The organism is Halodesulfovibrio sp. (assembly GCF_025210605.1).
GTDB lineage: Bacteria > Desulfobacterota > Desulfovibrionia > Desulfovibrionales > Desulfovibrionaceae > Halodesulfovibrio.
This window is the reverse complement of the sequence record NZ_JAOARI010000020.1, coordinates 36,007-53,895: the sequence shown is the minus strand read 5'-3', so window position 1 is coordinate 53,895 and position 17,889 is coordinate 36,007. Positions and strand designations below refer to the sequence as shown.

The following is a 17,889-nucleotide window of genomic DNA, read 5'->3' as shown; positions in this document are numbered from 1 at the left end:
TCATGTCACCACTCTCCACTTGAGCAACAACAGCCAGTTTAAAGCCTAATGTGTAGTCCCGTTGTGTTCGCTTAGTCTTTGTTCTTGTTTGCTTTCTCATAATAAGTCCTTTTCTTGTGAACTTATTCAAGGACGGGACAATTGCTTAAAAAAAGCTCTTGCCCAAGAAAGAACGCTTTTCTGACATGTACAGCAGAAAAGCGTTCTTTTTCGAACTGTTCATGTGCAACTGTTTGAATATGCTAGTAAATTCAACAGAGCCAAGAAGCAGTTCGGCGTAAAAAAGGAAAAATCTCCTGCTCGTGGGACAGGAGATTTTTCAGAAAAAAAAGGAGGAAGAAGGTCGTATTTATTCAGATATCTTATAAATATGGCAGTACTTGATAAGATAGTGAACTAGCGCTGATAAAGAAGATACTCTGTGTAGATTTAATTTCAAGTTTATAATATTGAAAGATTCGTTCAATTTTTTTGAAAGAGGAATTTATGAATATTACCATAAGGCAAATAGAATTATTCCTCGCGCTTATGCGGAATCCTCATATTGGAACCGTTGCGCAGGAACATTTTTTGACACACTCAGCTGTCTCAATGGCGATAAAATCACTGGAACAAACAGTTGGCGAGCGGGTTTTTGATCGAATAAGCAACAGGCTTGTGCCTAACGAGAATGGCAAAATTCTAATGGAATGTCTGGAACCTGCGTTTGAACAGATTCGCGATGTGGAAACATTATTTAAGCGTGACAGAATGGCTGGCGTGCTTCGCGTTGGTGCAAGTTCTACGTTTGCAGACTATATTTTGCCGCAGGTATTGTACTCTTTTAAAACAAAATATCCGCAGAGTCAGATTGAAGTTATTAACTTTAACTCAACGCATGTTGTTGAGCACGTTGAAAGCGGCGAAATAAACCTAGGTTTTATTGAAGGCGATTACGAATCCCGCTCCACCAAGTTTGAAGAGGTCTATAAAGAAGAGCTTGTTGTGGTTACAGCAGATAAGTATCTTGCAGGGTCGCAGGAGTATCATTTATCTGAACTGCTGGATTTAGACTGGATTTTGCGTGAGCAAGGTTCCGGTACTCGTAAAACCATGTGGAAGCATTTAGGACCGGCGAAGAAAGATATTAATATCTTTATGGAACTTGAACACATTGAGGCTATTAAATCTGTATTGAAAAATCCGGGAACATTAAGCTGCATGTCTCCGTTTTGTTTCCAAAGGGAGCTTGCGAAGGGAGAATTATTCCCTGTTCAGCTTGAAGGGGTACGGTTTAAACGCAGTTTGTATGCTGTGATGAATAAGCAGAAATATCGTTCGAATTTGCTAAACCAGTTTGTGTTTGACGTTCGTGAACATCTTATGAAAATGGTTCCGCAAATTGATGAAGAATAACAGGCAGTGCAGATGCATGCCTCTGGTCGCGTGTTTGTTTTCTAAAGCAGATAGCCTAATTGTTTCGATACGTACGTAACAAAGGGCAGTGTTATTACTGGACAGATAACAGTATTGTTATCTTGTTGATAGATATGTTGCAGATAGAGCAAGGGCAGTCCGAAAATTCAGGACTGCCCTTGTTTTTATTTTTTTAACCCGCAGGTGTCTTTAAACTCTTTAGCGTAACGATCTCCTTCTGAATAGAGGCAGCCGCAATATTGTTGGCGGTAGATGTTCCAGTCTTTGGAGGTTTCGATACCCTCTTTCCAGCCGGTGCGGAAATCGCGGTACAGGAACTTGGCAGCGCCACCTTGTGCCATATCTTCACCAAGCTTTTTAATGTCTTCATGCTTTTGCATTCTGGAGTAAAGCAGGGTGGTCGTCACGTAATCAAAGTTCCCTTTACGTCCGATAGAAAATGCACGCTCCATACGCATTGCATAGCAGTGGAAACAGCGGTTTTCTTCGCGGTAACACATGGTGCGGAACCATTTTTGCGGGTCGTATTCCTGATCGCGTAAAATCACTTTAACATCGTATTTACGGGCTACTTCAATAGCACCCTCACGTCGTCGAAGATATTCTTTCGTCGGGTGAATGTTGGGATTATAGAACAGTCCGGTTACTTCCAGCCCTTCGCTTTGCAACTCCTTAATAGTTGTTATGGAGCAAGGACCGCAGCACATATGTAAAAGTACACGCGCCATAGATTATGCCTTGGCGATCTTAATCTCGATGGCAACCTTGTAGGTTTTTTCCAGTTCGAGAAGACGTTCGCGTTTTTGGTTAAGTAAATACATGGCAAGCTCACGTTCTGCTTCAAGCTCGAACTTTGCAGAAGCATCTTTGTTGTGACGCAGACGACGAAGCAAATCTTTAAGAGATTGCAAAGACTGCCATTCCATGTTTCTGCGTGAGCCGGAGCCGTTACAGCATGGACAGACTTCTGTGCTGATGGATAATGCAGAGGAGCCTAAACGCTGGCGTACAATCTGAAGCAGACCGAAGCGGCTCATTTTGCCCACATCATGCCGTGCTCTATCCAGTTTCATGGCGTTACGCAGTGTTTTTTCTACCTCGCGCCAATGATTGCGGTCACGCATTTCGATGAAGTCGATAACAACCTGTCCGCCGATGTCGCGCAGTTTTAATTGCTGGGCAATAGTCTGGGCTGCTTCCATGTTGGTTTTCAGCGCCATGGATTCGAAATTTGTTTTGCCTGCGATTTTTCCGGAGTTAATATCAATCGCCATAAGTGCTTCTGTCTGGTCGAAGACCAAACGTCCACCGGATGGCAAGACAACTTCACGGGAGTAAATTTGCTCAAGCTGCTTTTGCAAGTTGAATCGTTCCCACATGGACAGTTCCGGCTGATTATGGATTTTTACCTGAAGTCCACGGCGCGGGAAAACGAGTCCTGCAAACTCTTCTACTGCTTCTGCTGTGCCTTCATCATCAATCCACACTTCACCGACTTCATCTGTCAGGTAATCTCGTACTGCGCGGGTTGCGAGGTCACGTTCTCTGTAGAGCAACGCTGGAGATTCTTCTGTGGTGGCTTTTCTGCGTACGTCTTTCCACATACGTTTAAGGAAGCGTAAGTCGCGCAGCAAAGAAGTTTTAGGCTGCGCCATGCTGACGGTACGAACAATTACGCCAAGGTCATCACCCGGCTTTTGTTCGTCAAAAATAGCTTTTAGGCGTGCGCGTTCTTTTTCGTCATCAACCTTACGGGAAACACCAATTTGTTCGCGTCCCGGAGTGAGAACGAGAAAACGTCCCGGAATGGAAAGATATGAGGTAAGAAAAGCGCCTTTAGTTCCGGTAGGTTCTTTAACAACCTGCACCAGAATTTCTTGTCCAGCTTTGAGGACTTTTTGGATTGGCGGGTATTTTTTACCTTTAGTTGGGTCATGCGGTGCAAGGAAATATTCGGAATGAACTTCGTCAATTTGAAGAAATCCGTTTTTTTCTGCTCCGTATGAAATGAAAGCGGCTTGAAGGTTTGTGTCTATGTTGTTGATAACACCTTTGTAGATATTACCTTTTGTTTTTTGCTGATGCACCATCTCAACATAGTATTCTTGTACTACGCCCTCTTCAGCAAGTACTACTTCAACCTGTTCGCCCGGCAAGGTGCTGATAAACATCTTACGCTTGCCTTTGCGTGGTCTGACCATTGTGAGTCCTTTAAAAAACCTTTCCGAATGTTGTCGGGGCACTCGGACTACTGGCAGGAGTAAAACGGCTCATCTGTGTTGAGTGTAGCTGTGCGATCCGGCTCTGACTTATAAATTGTCCCTTCATTCTCCAGTATGTCTAAAACGCCTATGACAATGGATAGAGGAAGGGTGAGAGCTATCGCGAGCTGTGACGGTGTCTGGGGTCTGCGTGTGAGCGATTCCAGAACACGTTGCTTTGCAGCTAACCGGTCTTGGTCATGCAAGTCCGGTGGGTTATCTGTGGCAGGCTGTGCTTCAGCTGCTGCCTGTGTGTTTTCTTTGGCAATATGTTGGTGGCTAGTCGAGCCGTTGGCATCAAATCTAGTAATGCACTCAGCAAGTGCATCTTGCCATACTTTTCGTACGTTAGAATCAACAGCTTTTGCTAAAGAAAAAGCACCGGGTCTTGATAACGTAGTTACGTCAACACGATGAGGCTGTAACTGAGTTACATACTCCTTGAGCAGGGTTAAATTTTCTTGTGAGTCATTTATGCCCTGCGACAGTAATATTTCTAGAAAAATTTTGCCGCTGTATTTTTTGCTGAACTGTATAAGACAGTCCGCAATTGCTGCGGCGCTAACCCCCCCGCAGGGGCGATTCAATTTCGCAAATTCTTTATCTACAAGTGAGTCCAGTGAAGGAAGCACAGCATCTGCTTCCAACAGTGCATTTTGCACATCGGGATCACATATGAGTGTACTGTTCGTGAGAACTGCTACAGGGACAGATGGAAGAATCTGTTTGCAGCCTTTTATTATCGTGTCCAGTTCACTGTTAAGACACGGTTCTCCGGAGCCTCCCAGAGTAACATAATCGGGTAAATTGTCGCTGTGTGCGTCGCGCCATTGGCGTAACTCGTTCAGCAGGTAGTCAGCCGGGACATACGGCTTCCGGTCAAGAGTCAACTCATCAGTTTTGCCCACTTCGCAGTAAAGGCAATCCATTGAGCAGATTCTTTCTCCAAGAAGATCAAGACCAAGAGAGTGACCAAGTCTTCCGGAAAAAACCGGACCAAAAATATATGTAAACTTCATGGCGATTATGTCCCGCACTCTGGTAAGGTTCATTATTATACGTACAGGCAGCACAAAAAGACAGCTATTATTTCAAGCAAAAAAGAGTTGCTACTCTGCATGACTGCTGGAAAAATCTTGAATTCTCAATAAGAGACTGTCTCTTGACAGCTACCATATATATAAGTAGGGCGTTGCTCCAACCACGGAGGAAAAAAAATATGATTAAGCAAGGCGAACTGGTTCTGCTTGTCGGCCCGCGCGGAAAACGCGTTATGCGCCGTGTAGAACCTGGCAACGATATACATGGCAATGATGGCATTCTTAAAATGGAAGACATCATGGCTGCCGGTTATGGCAGCGTGGTATTAACACATAAAGAAAAGCCATACCGCGTGCAACGCCCTTCGTTGCACGATCTTGTGAAAGGCGTCAAGCGTCAGACACAGGTTATCTATCCAAAAGATATTGGCTACATCTGCATGAAGCTTGGTGTGGGTAACGGTTCTAAAGTTATTGAAGCCGGTTCCGGCTCCGGTAGCCTTACTCTCGCAATGAGTTGGTTTGCAGGTGAAAAGGGCGAAATTCATACTCACGAAGCCCGCGAAGAATTTATGAAGCTTGCTCGTCGTAACCTCGACTGGGCAGGTGTCGGTCAAAACGTAACCCTCTACAACCACAACATCGAAAACGGCTTTCTTGTTGATGATGCCGATGCTCTGTTCCTCGATGTTCGTGACCCTTGGGAATATGTAAAATTTATTCCGGGTGCGATTAAGTCCGGCGCAATGGTTGGTTTCCTTGTTCCTACAGTGGATCAGGTTTCCAGCCTTCTTACAGAATTAGAAAAAGGTCCATTTGACGAAGTTGAAGTTTCTGAACTCCTCGTTCGTAACTGGAAACCAGTACCGGATCGCCTGCGTCCAAATGATCGCATGGTTGCACACACCGGTTTTCTTATTTTTGCACGTCATCAGGAAGGTCTTGAAGCTCTTGAGGGACACAAGTATGTGGGAACCCGTGAGCGCAAGCAGGAAGCGGCTCGTAAAGAACGTCTTGCTGCTGCAAAAGAAGAATCCGCAGAATAATATTTTGCTTGTTTCAGATGATTCTACAATCCCGATTCCTTGTGAATCGGGATTTTTTATTATGCGGCAATAGGAAAAAACTTGCATCCTCCGTTTTGTGTGGTATATTCTTGAAATATATGTAAAAAATAGAAAAAACTTGATTTTCTATTCATTTTGCTGTAAGCTCAGGGTTTAGTTCCGCATAAAAATTTCTTGTATGGAGTACCCACATGACCCGTAAAGACCGTACAGAAGGCATATATAGCCGACGTGAAGTGCTTGACGAAAGCGAACGTCGTCAGTTTTACCTCATCCAGCTTAAAGACCTTCTTACATACGCATACCGTTATTCTGAAGACGTTAAAAAACGTTTTGACCGCGCACAGTTTCAGGTAGAAAAGTTTAAATCTCTTTCAGATCTGAAACACATTCCTATCCTCAAGAAAAAAGAACTTATCTTTTTGCAGTCCATGGGACCGCGTCTTGGTGGACTGCTTACAAAAGACCTTGGTGAATTGAAGCGTGTCTTCCTTTCCCCAGGACCAATTTTTGACCCAGAAGATCGCACTGATGATTACTGGGGCTACACAGAAGGTTTCTACTCCGCAGGGTTCCGTCCGGGTGACGTTGCGCAGATTACTTTCAACTACCACCTTGCTCCAGCAGGTCTCATGTTTGAAGAGCCTCTGCGTAACTTGGGTTGTGCAACCGTTCCTGCTGGTCCGGGTAATGCTGCAACTCAGTTGGAAATCATGCAAAAATTGCGCGTAAGCGGGTATGTTGGAACTCCAAGCTACCTGATGCACCTTGCTCAGAAAGCAGAAGAAAAAGGTTTGAACCTGCGTAAAGATCTCTACCTCGAAGTTGCATTTGTAACTGGTGAGCGTATCTCTGAGAAAATGCGTTCTTCCCTTGAGAAGAAGTTCGACCTTATCATGCGTCAGGGCTACGGCACAGCAGACGTTGGTTGTATTGGGTACGAATGTTACCACAAAACCGGTCTGCACATTGCTAACAGAACCTATGTTGAAATCTGTCACCCTGATACTGGTATTCCTCTTAAAGACGGTGAAGTTGGTGAGATTGTTGTTACTGCGTTTAACAAAACCTACCCGCTCATCCGTCTTGCAACTGGCGACCTCGGTTACATTGACAGATCTCCTTGCCCATGTGGTCGTACCTCTCCGCGTCTTGGCTCTATTGTTGGTCGCGTAGATACTACCGCTCGTATTAAAGGCATGTTCGTTTACCCACACCAGGTTGAACAGGTTATGGCACGCTTTGAAGAAATCAAGCGCTGGCAGATCGAAGTTACCAACCCGGGTGGCATTGACGAAATGACCTTGTACGTTGAAGCAAGCAACTTCAAACGTGGGGATGAACTGCTGCACCAGTTCCGTGAGAAAATTAAACTTCGTCCGGAGCTTAAAGTGCTGACTCCTGGCTCACTGCCTCCGCAGATTCGTCCTATCGAGGACAAAAGGATATGGGATTAACCCTCAGAATTCTTTTTTCTGTAGTTGTCATATTGGGTGGTTGCACGTTGGTGCAACCACCTTTTTCCCACGCTGCCCATGCACCGCCAGCAGATGGCTCTGATACTGCTCAAGCGGTGAAAGCAGACCCCGCTCATTCAAAACTATCCTCCAAGTATACTGAAGGCGAATTCTTTAACGCCAACGGTTCCAAAGCATCCCTTTCCGAAGTACTCGCCCTCGCACAATCATCAGACTACATTCTTATCGGTGAAACACATAACGTCACCTGCGACCATATCGTCCAAGCAAAATTAATCGATGCATTAGCAGCATCAGGCACACGGTTTACTGTGGGACTGGAAATGTTTTCACAAGACAGGCAGCCAAAGCTTGATGCAGTTAATGACGGCTCAGTACCCTTTGCTGAATTTCCAAAAAAAGTAGACTGGAAGGACGCGTGGGGCTTTTCATATGCTTTGTATGAACCGATTATTAAAGCGCTTTACGTTCATAGCATTCCTGTGTTCGCACTAAATTTTCCTTTCACAGTTGCACAAAAAATTGGCGACGAAGGTGTGGAAAGCTTAACGCCGGAAGAGCGTCAGTATCTTCCTAAAAATCCGATTCCAGCCATGAAGGAGCAGGAAAAGGAATTGCAGAAGGTGCATGATGAACATGTGGAGTTAATGAAAAAGGATAAAAAGAATCCTAAGGCGGCAGAAGTAGCTAAAAAATCGTTAGCGCACTATCGTCAGCGTTTTTTCCTCATTCAATCCATGTGGGATACGGGCATGGCAGAACAGGCTGTTGCAGTAAGAAAGCGTACAAATCTTCCTATGGTTATTTTGTCCGGCACAGGGCATGTGGAATATGGCTGGGGAATTGCGTACCGTCTTTCTAAGCTAGACCCTGATGCGAAGGTGCTGACGGTTGTTCCGTGGCGGAATGCAGCACCTTTTGAAGAAGCCAAAGGTGATGTACAATTTTACTGTCCACTCATTAAACAGAGCAGGCTTGGTTTTGTCTTGCGCATGGAAACTGACGGTGCCACTATTACTGCAATTAAAAAAGATTCTGCTGCATGCAAAGCAGGATTTTGTGTGGGCGATAAAATAGTTAAAGTTGGCGGGATGGATGTTGAATCCATGATGACCCTTCACAGGGCTGGTGTAAAAGCCTCCAAGGAAGGAAAAGACATGGTCTTTACAATAATCAGGGACGGCAAGGAGAAAACTATCTCTATGCCTGTGCCGAAACACCCTCATTCTTCATAATGCCAGAATTACCAGAAGTGGAAACCATTGCCTCCGGTCTATGGCCGATGCTGGCAGAGCAGACAATAGAACAGGTCACTATTTTGAATGACTCCAGTGTCGAAGGTCGGCGGGAGATGCTGGAAAAATACGTAGCAGGGCGAAAGATTACACATGTTCATAGGCGGGGAAAATTGCTGCTCATGGATTTGTCTATTCCTGAACGTTACGCAAACGAATTGCCTGTGCCGCGTTCAGAGTATCCATTGCAGCTTGCGTTTCATTTAAAGATGTCCGGCAGACTGTTTGTGTATCCTGCCGAGACTGAACCTGCGCGGCATACTCGAATTATTTTTGATTTGAGTAATGGAACACGGTTGTTTTTTGATGACATGCGAAAGTTCGGTTTTTGCCGTGCGTTAGCGCCGTGCGATTATTTGAATTGGCAGTTCTGGCAACAGCTTGGGCCGGAACCGCTCACTATTGAAACAGATGATTTTGTAGCACTGTTCCGTTCTCGTAGAACCCGCATAAAAGCGGCATTACTCGATCAAAAAGTAATTGCTGGAATCGGTAATATTTATGCAGACGAGTCACTATTCCGCGCCGGAATCAGACCGGATACGCCATCGAATGAGATTTCTAAAAAAAGCTTGGCGGTGCTGCACATAAAACTCAAGGAAGTGCTCAAGCAGGCGATTCGTGAGTGTGGTTCTTCAATTCGTGACTATAGAGATGCTCACGGCGATGCAGGGGCGTTTCAGAACAATTTTTTGGTGTACGGAAGATCTGGGCAGGATTGTCGTGTGTGCGGTGAGCCTCTTACAACCGAGAAAGTGGCTGGACGTACAACAGTCTACTGTAAAACATGCCAGAAGTAGGTGTCACTGTAACATATGTTTGTTTTGTGGCAGAATGTCGTAAGGCTCACATCTATGCGGTGGTATTACATACGCTACAAAAAAAGTAAGGCGGTTCTGATATACAGAACCGCCTTGGCGTATGAGGCGTATGGGAGGAGCTCCCAGTTACTATGAACTAGCTATTATGGGTGATCTTTAAATTTGTTTTCTGTAGCTTCAGAACCGGAGTGACAAGGAGTACAGTCCTGCTTGCCTTTAGCAATAGGGGACTCTTTGCCTTTACCGTGACAGCTTTCACAGTACTTCACAGATTCTTGTTTGCCGTAGAGACCTTCGAATTTACCATCAATTTTAGCATTGAGGATTTCGATAGCTTTGCGGGAAACGTCAGCAGTCAGGCGACCACAGCGTTCGGAACGAACTTTGGACTTAGCAGGAATACCTGTAGTGTAAGACCAACGGGATACAGAAACGTGACAAAGAACAGAGTTACTTACGCTGGTAGGGATTTCTTTATCAACGTGGATATCGGTTGTTGGCTTGTAGATAGGGAATGCAGTCTGTTCGTACCAGCGGAAAAGTTCGTCAACCATGGCTTTACGTTCTTTACGACCATAGAAGAGAGAGAATGCGGAAGCAGCACCAAGAAGTGCGCCACAGATGGTTGCCCAGTTGGAAATACCGGATTTACCAACTTCCATCATGTGGAAAGGAAAATCTTTGTATGGAGCGCCATGTTTTTCTGCCATCTGACCAACGATAGCGTAGAATGCACCGTAGCAGCAGCCGTAGCCTTTGTGGTAGTATCCGTCGTAGCCAAAGCGTTCGCCGATAGCTGGATCAACTTTGTGCGGAACCCACTCGGTGTTAGGAACAAATTTAGAAGGGGCTGCCATAGCTGGGAGTGCGGAAGCAACAGCTCCGCCCACGATTACTCCACCAACACCTGCAATCATCTGACGACGTGAAATTGTAGACATATCTTTGTATCCTCCTCAAGATAACTAAGAACTGTATTTTTAGTTTGCGCGATTTTGATAATACAAAATGCATGCCGATTGAGATATAATTCACAAGGTCTTGAATTATAATGAATCTTGGTAATTAGCGTAAAATAATACTGCAAACTTGTGTTAACAGTTTGCAGTGCAGAGATAACTATAGATTGCACATGAGTGCATGCTATAGAGTTGTCTAGTATGAGTATGTATCGATAATTATATAAGATGATGGATGTTTTTATTGTACTAAAAAACGAAGTGTACTGAATTTTTATTCAACAAAGAAAAAAGCTCCCGTACTGCTGCTCAGCTGTACGGGAGTGGATCTAGCTATACCATCTACATAAAATTATGTACGCAATGTTGCTTTAAGCCGTGCAGGGTTAACTAGTGATTCTAGTGCAGAAACGATGTCCGGCATAAGCACATCTGCGACTAGCAGAGCCTTTGGGCTTAACCCTTCCTGCCCAAGAATAGCAATGCCGAGTTCGGCTTTTTTCAGCATGTCAGTATCAACATTGCCGTTCCCGATAGCGCAGACAGATTCTGCACCGAGGGCTTCCACGTATTCCAGTTTTTCCTGTAATTGATAGGCACTGTTCACAACGCGGGTTGTTACTGGAAGGTGGGCAACTTGTTGGGTTACGTTCTGATTGGTGTCGGCAGATAGAATATGTACAGTAACCAACTGTGCAAGCATGCTAATTGCGGGTTCTACACCGCGAATAATATTGCCATCGAAAGCAATGGTTCCGTTAAAATCTAATACAAGATGGTCAAATTCCATTGGTTCAAAGCCGGGGATTGCGACTTTTAGCATGGGGGCTCCGCGTGTTTGAAAGACGTACTGATTTGTTAATGAAAAAATGCCTATCTGCTGCTGTAGCACCGTGCTTATCAACTAATTGAAACACTCACTGAAATTGTTGTGTCCCTGTGTCCACAAACCTTTGAAGACAGACTACATACATGGTAGTATAGGCTAACAGTGCTTAATGCCCAGTGATATTGTATTTTTTTAATTTGTACTGCAACAGACTTTTAGAAATTCCAAGCGCTTCCGCAGCCTTGACCTGTACAAAGTTACCGCGTGCAAGTGCTCTGCGGATTAGAGCTGCTTCAATTTTTTCCAGCGTATCACTAAGATCGAGCTGTACGGGGAGAAGGTCTACAGCACTCTTCAATTGGCTCTCTTCATCACGTACTTCAGGCGGGAGATCGTCAACAGAGATATCGGAGCCTGTGCCGAGCACTAAACAGCGCTCAATGACGTTTTCAAGCTGGCGGATGTTGCCCGGCCACTCGTAGCCGGAAAGGTAGTCTAACGCTTCCGGTGTAAAGGTGCGTTCATCAACATCTTGCTGCTCTGAAATTTTTTCAATGAAATGCGTCACTAGAAGTGGAATGTCTTCACGACGTTCACGCAGTGGTGGAATTTGCATGTGAACAACGTTCAGTCGGTAGTATAGGTCCTCGCGGAAGTTGCCTTTTTTAACTTCTTCGAGAAGGTCTTTGTTTGTTGCGGCAACGATACGGATATCTACTTCAATTTCTTCTGTCCCGCCTACGCGTTCAATACGGCGTTCTTGTAATACTCGAAGCAGTTTTACCTGCATATCGTGGGACAACTCCCCGATTTCATCAAGGAATAGCGTGCCTGAATCAGCGAGTTCGAAACGCCCTCGCTTCATAGCAACCGCGCCGGTAAACGAACCCTTTTCATGTCCGAAAAGTTCACTTTCCAAAAGACTTGGGTTTAACGCCATGCAGTTAACGCTTACAAACGGAGCGCTTTTGCGTGGTGAAGAAAAGTGAATTGCGCGGGCTACCAGTTCTTTACCTGTACCGGATTCCCCTGTGATAAGGACAGTGGACTTGCTTGGCGCAGCACGGTCGATAATGGAAAGAACAGAGCGGATGGCGCTGCTTTTACCGATGATGTTGTTTCGTCCGTATCGGGTTTGAAAATTTTCTGTGAGGAGCTGGTAGTTTTGCCGTGCCTGTGAAAGCTCGACTGCATTCTGTACTGAGAGTAGCAGCTCATCATTTGAAAATGGCTTGGCAATGTAATCGAATGCGCCAGTACGCATAACTTCAACTGCACTTTGAATAGTACCGAAGGCTGTCATAATGAGAACCGGAAGTCCGGGGTAATTTTTGCGGACATGATCGAGAACTTCTGCGCCGGTAATTTTAGGCATCTTCATGTCAGTTACAACGACATCAACATCAGATTCTTCTAGAAACGTCAGCGCGGTTTCGGGATCATTTAATGCTGTAACTTTGTATCCTGCATCAGTAAGCAGTGCTTCGAGAACAAGCAGATAGTTTTTTTCATCATCCAGAACGAGTAGGTGTTTTTTCTTTTTCATGCCTGATTACCTGCCAGATGTTTTCAGTGGAAATTCCATAGTAACGAGTGCGCCGCCAAGGTCTGACTTGCCTAACGTCAGTGTTCCGTGGTGACTTTTAACAATGCTATTTACAATAGGCAGTCCAAGTCCGGTTCCGTTGTCGCGTGTGGTGAAGAATGGATCGAGCATCTGGTTCAAATGCGCTTGATCGAATCCGCTGCCGGAATCGTGGAATTGCAGCATTGCTGTTCTGCCGCGTACGCCGCAAATCCGAATTTCCCCTTTGCCGTCCATCGCTTGAATACTGTTTGAAAGAACATTGTATACAGCACGATAGAGCAAGTCGCTATCACCCTCTATAAAGAATTTTAAATTATAATCCCTTGAGACAGTGATGCCTTTTGAATCCAGCTCGTTTTCGAGGAAGCCCAGCGCCTGATTAATAATAAGCGCAAGGTCAACCTTGTCGTGCCGTGCCATTTTAGGCTTTGCATAGTCGAGGAAGTCTGTAACCGTCTGGGCAAGGCGTTTGGATTCATCAAAAATAACTGTGAGCATTTTTTTGGTGAAGTCGTCAGTGCTGTCTCGTTTAATCATCATTTCAGCACTGGAAGAAATGATACCGAGCGGATTACGGATTTCATGTGCAATGGATGAAACCATGCGTCCCATGCCCGCAAGCTTTTCGTTTTGGTGCAGGTCGCGTTCAAGTTTTTCTTTCTCTTCAAGACGCTTTGTGAGTACGTGTTCTGCCCTTTTAATGATGCTCACAAGAATAATAAACATCAGCATAGACGAGAAAAAGATTGAGACAAAAATCAGGCGCTGGAATTGGATTACGCTTTTGTAGTCTTGCGTAATGTCCTGCGTCAGTTCAAGTACACCCATGATCGGCAGTTCTTTTGGCTCTTCACCGAGTTTTCCTTCAAGGCGCAGTGGATAAGTTGTGCGCAGGGTGAAGGAATCTTCAGGCAGCTTGAGCATAAAAACAGCTTTCAGCGATGAAACTTTTGACTCAATTTCAAAGCTGTATGTGTTTTGTTCAACTGCTTTCTGGGCAGAAATTCCGGCAATATTGCTTTTGCCAAGATCATCTTTATTCGTAGAAAATGAGGTAATCTGCTTGTTGTCGTAGATGCGCAGACTTTTAACGTGCAGCCCGTGAATGGTGTTTTGTACAACCTGTTCTAGGCGCTCATACTGAGTCGGGTTTCGTAGCGCAATACGCCCGTACCCGATGATGGTTGGAAGAGTAAACCGGCGGAAAATCTGATGGTTCAGATTTTCCGCCAGAAGGAGTGCAAAGTTCTTCTGTTTTTCGATTAAGGTTTTTCGGGCTTGATCCGCAATAAATGTGGACATGAGCAAGCTGGATATAATGATGACTATGAGCATTGCCCATGAGAGGACTCTAACAAAGCCGAATGGCTTTTTGTCCTTGAAAAACCTTGGAATCAAGTTAGAACTCCTGAATGTCGGGCTCCCTGCCTAAGAAATGTTCAAGCTGTTTGCTTTCTTCATCGTAGCCGGTCGCGCCGAGCCGTGCATTAGCCAGCCTTTTGCCTAATTCTACATGCGGCTGGTTAAGCGGATTTATTTCAAGCAGCCAGCCTGTAAGCACTGTGGCAATTTCCAGTAGTGCAATCAGGCGTCCTGCTTCCATTTCCGTTGTTTCTCCAACTCTGATTTCTACGAGAGGAGTGTCTGTCTGTCCTAGAGCCATGCGTGATCCGAGCGTCTCTGCTTGGAGCATAGTACCGAATTTTACACCGCGCAGGTAATCCCACTTTTCCGGTAAATCATCGGCAAAGGTCATACCTTCCGGCTGGTTCGGACAGGTCAGATATAAACAGCCTTTGTCACGCGGACCGCCAAGGTATAGCTGCTGCGTGGAATGCTGGTCTGTAACGCCTTTGGCTGGAAGCGGGGTAGACCCCTTACCATCTTTGCCGAGACTTTCAGCCCAAAGCTGAGCGAACCAGTCTCCGAAAGATGCCCATGTTGGAATATAAGTGAAGAACAACAAAATATTGTAGTCTTCTTCCATCAGCGTTTTTGCCCATGATGCAATTTTCCACGAAGGATGTGTAAGCATGGTGCGTTCTCCGCACCCGCGTTTACAAAGGCTTTCGCCAACAGACATAGCACCATCAAGCAAAGCTTTCCAGTCAATACCTAGGAACGCAGCCGGTACGAGACCAACTGCGCTGAGCACGGAATAGCGTCCACCGAGGTTGTCCGGAACAGGCATAGAGCGCACACCAAGTCTATTAACTTCATCACGCAGATAGCCGTTGTGGGCATCTGTGATAAGCATGATGTGATCGGTCCACGCATCGCCGAGATGTTCTTTTAACCATTCGCGCACAAGAAAATATTGTGCGATGGTTTCAATTGTTCCACCGGACTTAGAGATAACAACCACTACAGTTTTTTCTGCTGGTAACCGCGCAAGCCATTGTTCAGAAATGCCTGCATCTACGTTATCTGAAATCCATAAACGTTTCCCGGTGTGGTTCGGCATATCCTGCTCAGGATAAAAAGCACGCTGTAAAGCTCTGGCTCCCAGTGCGCTGCCGCCAATACCAAGCAGGAGCATGTGGTCAAAGGACTGAAGCCATGGTGAATGTTCCAGCAGCCCTTTTTCTAGATCGTCACGGTATGGTAAATTAATGAAAGGCAGTCTATTGCCGTCAATTTCTTCATAAAGATGCGTGGCGAGCTTTTCGCAACGGTTCTCGTGGCGTCGCTCATCTTTTCGGGCAAGCCGCCCGTTCCATGCACCTGTCCAATCAAGTGTATTCGTGGTCATGAAAATATTACCCCGCTTCATTAACATAGCTATTAAACCTGCCCTTAGGTGATAAAGGGCAGGTGTCTGTATGATGAAGCGTAGGGAAAAAGTGTAAAGCCCAATATTATATTTATCTTATCCAAAAAGAATGCGGGCTATTTTATGTAATGATTCTTCGAGGGTTTTCTCGTCTACTGCGTAGGAAATGCGAATACAATTGTCATCACCAAATGCGGCACCCGGAACCAACGCAACGCCTGCTTCTTCCAGCAGGTGTGTGCACATTGCAGCGGAATCCGGATAGGTTTCATTGTATAAGCGGTGAACATCAGGGAAAAGGTAGAATGCACCCTGTGGTACAGGACAAACAACATTTGGCCATTTTCCAATAATGCTCATGGCGAGATCGCGGCGTTTGCGGAATGAAGCGCGCATGGCGTCTACCACTTCAAAGCCTCCGGTAAGAGCGGCAACTGCGCCTTTTTGAGCAAAGGAACATACGTTGGACGTGGATTGTCCCTGAATTTTGCTCATGGCTTTGACGAGGTCTACATGCGCTAGAACATAGCCGATGCGCCAGCCTGTCATTGCAAAGCTTTTGGCAAGACCGTTTACGATACAGATCTGTTCTGGATATTTTTCCCACCAAGGGGCAAGTGATGCATGTTCTGCCGGTGCGTATACGAGCTGGTCATAAATTTCATCAGAAATAATGAAGATGCCGTGGCTGATTGCCCATTCTGCGATAGCGTCGATTTCTTCGCGGGAATATGCAGCACCAGTCGGGTTGGATGGGGAGTTCAGCAGCAGAACGGCTGTTTTGTCTGTGCGTGCGGCTTCAAGTTGTTTTACGGTAACTTTGAATCCGGCTTCCGCAGATGCGGCAACGGCAACAGGTTCACCTTCTGCAAGCTGTACCATAGGCGGGTAGCTTACCCAATATGGTGCTGGAATGATGACTTCATCACCCGGATTAAGAAGGCTTTGCAGCAGGTTAAAGAGCGCCTGCTTGCCACCGTTCGTAATCATTGTGTGCTCAGCACGCGCTGATGTTCCGTACATAAGGTTAAAGTAGTCGGCAACGGCTGTACGAAGCTCGGGGAGACCCGGTACAGCGCCGTATCTCGTAAATCCGTCGTCCAGTGCACGCTTGCATGCATCGCGTACATATTCCGGTGTTGGAAAATCCGGTTCGCCGACGGCAAGGCTGACAATTTCTTTACCTTGCGCTTTAAGCTCAAGCGCTTTTGCGTTTACAGCTAAGGTAGCAGACGGTTTTAGTTGTGCGATACGACGTGAAGTCTTCATGCGTTGCCTCTCTCTAAAATAAAATTTATGCGTATATGGTCGGCGTATCAATAAGCCAAAAGTATACCGGAAGCAGGTTCTGGGCACTGCTGGAAGGAAGACTGTTATGCAGTCTGTTGTAATACATTATGTTACCGTGGTGTATTGAGAATGCAGCACGTTTAAACAATAATTATGATGCCTTCTAGCCTTCTGCGGAGTACCAGTTAACAACACACATGTAAACTTTTAGAACCGGTTTCTTTATCCACTTTTTTTGGAAATCAAACATAAAATATATAGGAATTGTATGTCTAGCCTTGAACCACTCATTTTATATCCTGAAGGTTGCATTGCCGGATCGTTTGTGCGTCGTGTAAAGCGCTTTAGTGTAGAAATACTTGTGAATGGTGAATCTGTTTGGATTCATTCTAATAATACCGGTTCTATGATGGGATTATTAAGGCAAGGGTCGCCAATATTGGCTTCTCCGGCTGCTAATCCTAATCGTAAGCTTAAATGGACTCAGGAAGCGGTTGGATTGCATATGCCTAGTGGAATTGAGTGGGTTGGCGTAAATACACAGACGCCGAATAAAATGCTTAAAGCAGCTTTTGAAACAGATAGATTACATTGGGCAGAGGGCTATACGCAGTTCAAAAGTGAAGCAAAAGTCGGTGACAGTCGGGCAGATGGTGTACTGCGCACGGAAGATGATTCTTTGCCGCCATTGTGGATAGAGTGCAAGAACGTGACAATGGTGGAAGATGAAGTTGCCTGTTTCCCTGATGCTGTGACTGAGCGTGGTCGTAAGCATCTTAACAATATGATTAACCTTGTTAAGCAAGGACATCGCGCCGCATTTTTTTACCTTGTTCAGCGACCGGACGGGCACTGCTTTGCCCCTGCGGATGTTATTGACCCGCAGTATGCAGAGCTTTTTTACGAGGCACTTGAGCTGGGTGTTGAAGTGTATCCGTATAGAGCAAGCGTAACAGAAGCAGGTATCGCGCTAGGTGAACTGTTGCCTGTGAACGGTAAAGCATTTTAGGAAACACCAGTTTCCCTAAAGGAGAAACTGGTGTGATTGGCAGGAGCAGGGCATATAGGTCTT

15 protein-coding genes are annotated in these 17,889 nt (G+C 45.5%); 6 read left to right on the top strand and 9 right to left on the bottom strand.

The annotated features are described in order from the left end of the window. Positions 1-486: 486 nt before the first annotated feature. On the top strand, positions 487-1,395 hold the full coding sequence (locus N4A56_RS08585; protein WP_295546550.1) for a LysR family transcriptional regulator: 909 nt from the start codon (positions 487-489) through the stop codon (positions 1,393-1,395). A gap of 185 nt (positions 1,396-1,580) precedes the next feature. Here the strand turns inward: N4A56_RS08585 and N4A56_RS08580 are convergent, their stop codons facing one another. From N4A56_RS08580 to N4A56_RS08570, 3 genes are read right to left on the bottom strand one after another with little or no spacing between them, the layout of a single operon-like run. Continuing rightward, positions 1,581-2,144: an epoxyqueuosine reductase QueH gene (locus tag N4A56_RS08580; RefSeq protein ID WP_295546547.1), complete on the bottom strand. Its 564-nt coding sequence runs from the start codon at positions 2,142-2,144 to the stop codon at positions 1,581-1,583. Positions 2,145-2,147: 3 nt separating this feature from the next. Next, on the bottom strand, positions 2,148-3,617 hold the full coding sequence (locus N4A56_RS08575; protein WP_295546545.1) for an Rne/Rng family ribonuclease: 1,470 nt from the start codon (positions 3,615-3,617) through the stop codon (positions 2,148-2,150). Positions 3,618-3,664: 47 nt separating this feature from the next. After that, on the bottom strand, positions 3,665-4,696 hold the full coding sequence (locus N4A56_RS08570) for a radical SAM protein (protein ID WP_293670227.1): 1,032 nt from the start codon (positions 4,694-4,696) through the stop codon (positions 3,665-3,667). A 200-nt stretch (positions 4,697-4,896) separates the two neighbouring features. On the opposite strand from N4A56_RS08570, the gene N4A56_RS08565 reads away from it, so the two are divergent. From N4A56_RS08565 to mutM, 4 genes are all read left to right on the top strand, one after another. Continuing rightward, positions 4,897-5,763 (top strand): tRNA (adenine-N1)-methyltransferase, encoded by an 867-nt coding sequence (locus N4A56_RS08565; protein ID WP_293670229.1) that lies wholly within the window; start codon positions 4,897-4,899, stop codon positions 5,761-5,763. Between the two features lie 212 nt (positions 5,764-5,975). Continuing rightward, positions 5,976-7,241 carry an AMP-binding protein gene (locus tag N4A56_RS08560; protein WP_019999629.1) on the top strand — a complete coding sequence of 422 codons (1,266 nt, stop codon included), beginning with the start codon at positions 5,976-5,978 and terminating at the stop codon, positions 7,239-7,241. Then, the gene (locus N4A56_RS08555) at positions 7,232-8,497 is read left to right on the top strand and encodes a ChaN family lipoprotein (RefSeq protein WP_295546540.1); all 1,266 of its coding nucleotides are present in this window, start codon (positions 7,232-7,234) and stop codon (positions 8,495-8,497) included. Before N4A56_RS08560 ends, N4A56_RS08555 begins: the two co-directional genes overlap by 10 nt. Continuing rightward, on the top strand, positions 8,497-9,357 hold the full coding sequence (mutM, locus tag N4A56_RS08550) for a bifunctional DNA-formamidopyrimidine glycosylase/DNA-(apurinic or apyrimidinic site) lyase (RefSeq protein ID WP_295546538.1): 861 nt from the start codon (positions 8,497-8,499) through the stop codon (positions 9,355-9,357). The genes N4A56_RS08555 and mutM overlap by 1 nt, the downstream gene beginning before the upstream one ends. Positions 9,358-9,521: 164 nt before the next feature. On the opposite strand, the gene N4A56_RS08545 is transcribed toward mutM, so the two are convergent. From N4A56_RS08545 to N4A56_RS08520, 6 genes are all read right to left on the bottom strand, one after another. Then, complete coding sequence (locus tag N4A56_RS08545; RefSeq protein ID WP_293670236.1) at positions 9,522-10,319, bottom strand: C-GCAxxG-C-C family protein; 798 nt, start codon at positions 10,317-10,319, stop codon at positions 9,522-9,524. Positions 10,320-10,689: 370 nt separating this feature from the next. Then, positions 10,690-11,160, bottom strand: a complete 471-nt coding sequence (locus N4A56_RS08540; protein ID WP_295546534.1) for an ATPase P — start codon at positions 11,158-11,160, stop codon at positions 10,690-10,692. Between the two features lie 172 nt (positions 11,161-11,332). Beyond that, entirely contained in the window at positions 11,333-12,712 is a 1,380-nt protein-coding gene (locus N4A56_RS08535) for a sigma-54 dependent transcriptional regulator (RefSeq protein ID WP_295546531.1), read from the bottom strand. Positions 12,713-12,718: 6 nt separating this feature from the next. Next, entirely contained in the window at positions 12,719-14,152 is a 1,434-nt protein-coding gene (locus tag N4A56_RS08530; protein ID WP_366519907.1) for an ATP-binding protein, read from the bottom strand. Position 14,153: 1 nt separating this feature from the next. After that, a complete protein-coding gene (locus N4A56_RS08525) occupies positions 14,154-15,506 on the bottom strand; it encodes a glucose-6-phosphate isomerase (RefSeq protein WP_293670240.1) in 1,353 nt (450 codons plus the stop codon). Positions 15,507-15,623: 117 nt separating this feature from the next. Further along, positions 15,624-16,796 (bottom strand): pyridoxal phosphate-dependent aminotransferase, encoded by a 1,173-nt coding sequence (locus N4A56_RS08520; protein ID WP_295546530.1) that lies wholly within the window; start codon positions 16,794-16,796, stop codon positions 15,624-15,626. A gap of 289 nt (positions 16,797-17,085) precedes the next feature. Here N4A56_RS08520 and sfsA point away from each other — a divergent pair, with 289 nt between their 5' ends. Further along, entirely contained in the window at positions 17,086-17,826 is a 741-nt protein-coding gene (sfsA, locus tag N4A56_RS08515) for a DNA/RNA nuclease SfsA (RefSeq protein WP_295546528.1), read from the top strand. The last annotated feature ends 63 nt before the right edge of the window (positions 17,827-17,889 follow it).